Raw genomic sequence first — 3,300 nt, 5'->3', positions numbered from 1 at the left:
CCGGTCGGGTTATTCGGGCTGCAGGCGTAGATCAGTTTGACGTTATCCAGGCTGGCGGCAATGGCAGGCAGATCGAGCTGCCAGTCTTCTTTGGCGGCGACCGTGCGGCGCTCTACGCCAAACGTCTCGGCGCTGACGGCGTACATGCCGTAAGTCGGTGGGCAGAACAGGATGGCGTCTTTACCCGGCTCGCAAAAGGCGCGGATCAGCAGTTCGATGCCTTCATCTGCGCCACGGCTGACCAACACCTGCTCTTTATTCACCCCGGCGTAGTCGGCGTAACGCTCAATCACCAGCGCGGGTTGGCATTCCGGGTAGCGGTTGAAGGTCTGGGCGGTCAGTTGGAACTCTGGCGCAACCGGGTATTCGTTGGCGTTCAGCCAGACATCACCCTTGCCACCCAGGCGGCGAGCCGACTGATACGGGGTCAGCTCGCGCACGTTGTTGCGTGCTAATTCTTCGATGCTCATGCTTGCTCCTTCAGTGCGGCTACGCGCAGGGTCACGGCGTTTTTGTGGGCGACCAACTGTTCGGCGGCAGCCAGGATTTCAATGGTCGGGGCCAGGGTCATGAAGCCTTGCGGCGTCAGTTCCTGCACCGTCATGCGCTTTTGGAAATCCGCCAGCCCCAGGCTAGAGCAGGTAGCGGTATAACCATAGGTTGGCAACACGTGGTTGGTGCCGGAGGCATAATCCCCGGCAGATTCCGGTGACCAGTCACCGAGGAACACCGAACCGGCGCTGGTGATGCTGTCTACCAGATCGCGCGCGCTGCGGGTCTGAATAATCAGGTGCTCAGGGCCGTATTGGTTGCTGATAGCGACACACTCGGCCAAGTCCTTTGCGACAATCAGGCGGCTGCTGGCCAGAGCTTGGCGAGCGGTTTCTGCCCGTGGCAGTTGTGCCAACTGTTGCTCAACCGCAACGGCGACCGCTTCGGCCATCTCAGCATCCGGTGTTAACAGAATGACCTGTGAATCCGGGCCATGCTCGGCCTGGGACAGCAGATCGGAAGCGACAAACGCCGGGGTGGCGCCGCTGTCGGCGATCACCAATACCTCGGAAGGGCCAGCAGGCATATCGATGGCCGCACCATCCAACCGTTGGCTGATCTGACGTTTGGCTTCGGTCACAAAGGCGTTGCCCGGCCCGAAGATTTTAGCCACCCGTGGCACCGAATCCGTGCCAAACGCCATGGCGGCAATCGCCTGCGCGCCACCGACCTGGAACACTTCCTGCACGCCACAGAGTTTGGCGGCATACAGGATTTCATCGGCAATTGGCGGCGGTGAACACAGCACTACGCGGCGGCAACCGGCAATGCGTGCCGGGGTCGCCAACATCAATACCGTAGAGAACAGCGGGGCGGAGCCACCAGGGATATACAGACCCACCGAATCGATTGGCCGGGTCACCTGCTGGCAACGTACGCCGGGCAGGGTTTCAACGTCCACCGTTGGCAGTTGTTGCGCATTGTGGAAGGTTTCCACGTTGGCGACGGCTACGGCCATCGCCTGCTTGATCTCATCGCCTAGGCGAGCACAGGCTTGGTCAATCTGCTCTGCTGTCACGCGTAATGCCGCGACTTCGGTTTTATCAAATTTGGCGCTGTACTCACGTAATGCGCTGTCACCGTTGGTTTTCACGTTGTCGAGGATTTCACGCACCGTGCGGGTGATGCTATCCGAGGCGGAAATGGCCGGGCGCATCAGCAACTCCGCCCGCTGCTCCGCGCTGCAACTGGCCCAATTGACGACGGTATTGAAGTTTGACATGGCGTTACTCCATCATCTTCTCAATTGGCAGCACCAGAATGGAGCTGGCACCCAGGGCCTTCAGTTTTTCCATGGTTTCCCAGAACAGGGTCTCACTGCTGACCATGTGCATCGCTACGCGGTTCTGAGAGCCTGCCAGCGGCAGAATGGTAGGGCGTTCGGCACCCGGCAGCAGCGCGACGATTTCATCCAGGCGTTCGCTTGGCGCGTGCAGCATGATGTACTTGGATTCACGCGCCTGGATCACGCCTTGGATACGGGTCATCAGGCGGTCGATCAACTGTTGTTTGGCTTCCGGCATTTCGCCGTCACGCTGGATCAGGCAGGCTTTGGAGCGGTAAATCACTTCCACTTCACGTAGGCCATTGGCTTCCAGGGTTGCGCCGGTAGACACCAGGTCACAGATAGCGTCTGCCAAGCCTGCGCGTGGTGCCACTTCCACCGAGCCGTTCAGCAGGCAGGATTTAAAACGTACGCCTTGTTTGTCCAGGTATTGCTTGAGCAGGTGCGGGTAAGAGGTGGCGATGCGGGAGTCTTGCAGGCTTTGCGGGCCGGAGTATTCGCTATCCAACGAGGTGGCCAGCGACAGGCGGCAACCCCCGAAATCCAGGCGGCGCAGCGTGAAGTAACGCGGGTCTTCGCCCTGAGCACGGCGGTTGAGCATTTCCTCTTCCAGCACGTTCTCACCGATGATGCCCAGATCCACCACGCCATCCATCACCAGGCCAGGGATATCGTCATCACGCACGCGCAGGATGTCGATTGGCATATTCTCGGCGAAGGCAATCAGGCGTTGCTGTTGCAGGTTAATCTTGATGCCACAGCGGGCCAGCAATTCCTGAGACTCTTCGCTCAGGCGGCCTGATTTCTGCATGGCGATACGTAAACGTGTTTTATCCAACATAGTAACCTCTGTTTAATCTGTAATTTTATGAATTTGTTATTAAAATTATATTTTCTGTCTGTCCGGAGCCAAAAAAAAACCCTCGGAAGATATCTTCCGAGGGCTCTTTCTTGCGTTTAGTTCGTTCTACGCGCCACTGGAAGATTCGAGAATCGTCTTCCAGCACACATCGCCTGAAAGACTAGTCAGGATGATGGTGATGATGGTGGTTGAACTGAACGCGAGTCATGTCATTTCTCTTTAAAATTGGGTCAGCCAGTGCTGAGGTGCTAATTAAGCTAAACTATCCGTTGTATAACATGCAACCCTTTTTTGTGGTTATGAATTTAATTTATTGAATGCGCCCGAGTTATTAGCCGTACGCGGTTTACCCAACGTTAAGGTTAACCGATTGTAACCACCAGCGCGGTGGCGTAGCCTAGGGGGGTATCTCACTCTCGCCTGCGGTGTGGCTGGTGGCCTTCTGCAACGGTGAAGTTGGGCTTGTTAGTCGATTCTTAGGGGGCATGCTGATGAGAAAAGTCGCCATTGTGGGTTTGGGTTGGTTAGGGATGCCGCTGGCTTTATCGTTAATGGGCCACGGGTATGAAGTGGTTGGCAGTAAAACTACGCCGGATGGGGT

General features: G+C 57.0%; 5 protein-coding genes and 1 other annotated feature. Of the genes, 1 reads left to right on the top strand and 4 read right to left on the bottom strand.

Annotation, left to right across the window (positions count from 1 at the left end):
* From ACLQ7H_RS15780 to hisL, 4 genes are all read right to left on the bottom strand, one after another.
* The coding region (locus tag ACLQ7H_RS15780) for an aminotransferase class I/II-fold pyridoxal phosphate-dependent enzyme (protein WP_411753492.1) at nucleotides 1-470 on the bottom strand (470 nt) is incomplete at its 3' end.
* Nucleotides 467-1,774 carry a histidinol dehydrogenase gene (gene hisD, locus ACLQ7H_RS15775; protein ID WP_411753491.1) on the bottom strand — a complete coding sequence of 436 codons (1,308 nt, stop codon included), beginning with the start codon at nucleotides 1,772-1,774 and terminating at the stop codon, nucleotides 467-469. The genes ACLQ7H_RS15780 and hisD, both read right to left, overlap by 4 nt.
* Before the next feature lie 4 nt (nucleotides 1,775-1,778).
* Nucleotides 1,779-2,678, bottom strand: a complete 900-nt coding sequence (hisG, locus tag ACLQ7H_RS15770) for an ATP phosphoribosyltransferase (protein ID WP_411753490.1) — start codon at nucleotides 2,676-2,678, stop codon at nucleotides 1,779-1,781.
* Nucleotides 2,679-2,748: 70 nt separating this feature from the next.
* Nucleotides 2,749-2,884, bottom strand: a sequence feature (His leader region).
* A complete protein-coding gene (hisL, locus tag ACLQ7H_RS15765) occupies nucleotides 2,860-2,907 on the bottom strand; it encodes a his operon leader peptide (protein WP_100396937.1) in 48 nt (15 codons plus the stop codon). Its footprint overlaps the feature before it by 25 nt.
* Before the next feature lie 283 nt (nucleotides 2,908-3,190).
* Between hisL and ACLQ7H_RS15760 the strand changes: the two genes are divergently transcribed.
* Nucleotides 3,191-3,300, top strand: a 110-nt coding sequence (locus ACLQ7H_RS15760) for an NAD(P)-binding domain-containing protein (protein ID WP_411753493.1), incomplete at its 3' end; no start/stop codon positions are given.

The sequence above is a fragment of the Serratia sp. (in: enterobacteria) genome (assembly GCF_046715635.1).
Taxonomy (GTDB): Bacteria; Pseudomonadota; Gammaproteobacteria; order Enterobacterales; family Enterobacteriaceae; genus Chania.
This window is presented reverse-complemented; position numbering and strand designations above follow the sequence as displayed.

Coding starts and splice junctions, on each gene's coding strand:
- hisG (WP_411753490.1), bottom strand. CDS start 2,678: ATGTTGGATAAAACACGTTTACGTATCGCCATGCAGAAATCAGGCCGC.
- hisD (WP_411753491.1), bottom strand. CDS start 1,774: ATGTCAAACTTCAATACCGTCGTCAATTGGGCCAGTTGCAGCGCGGAG.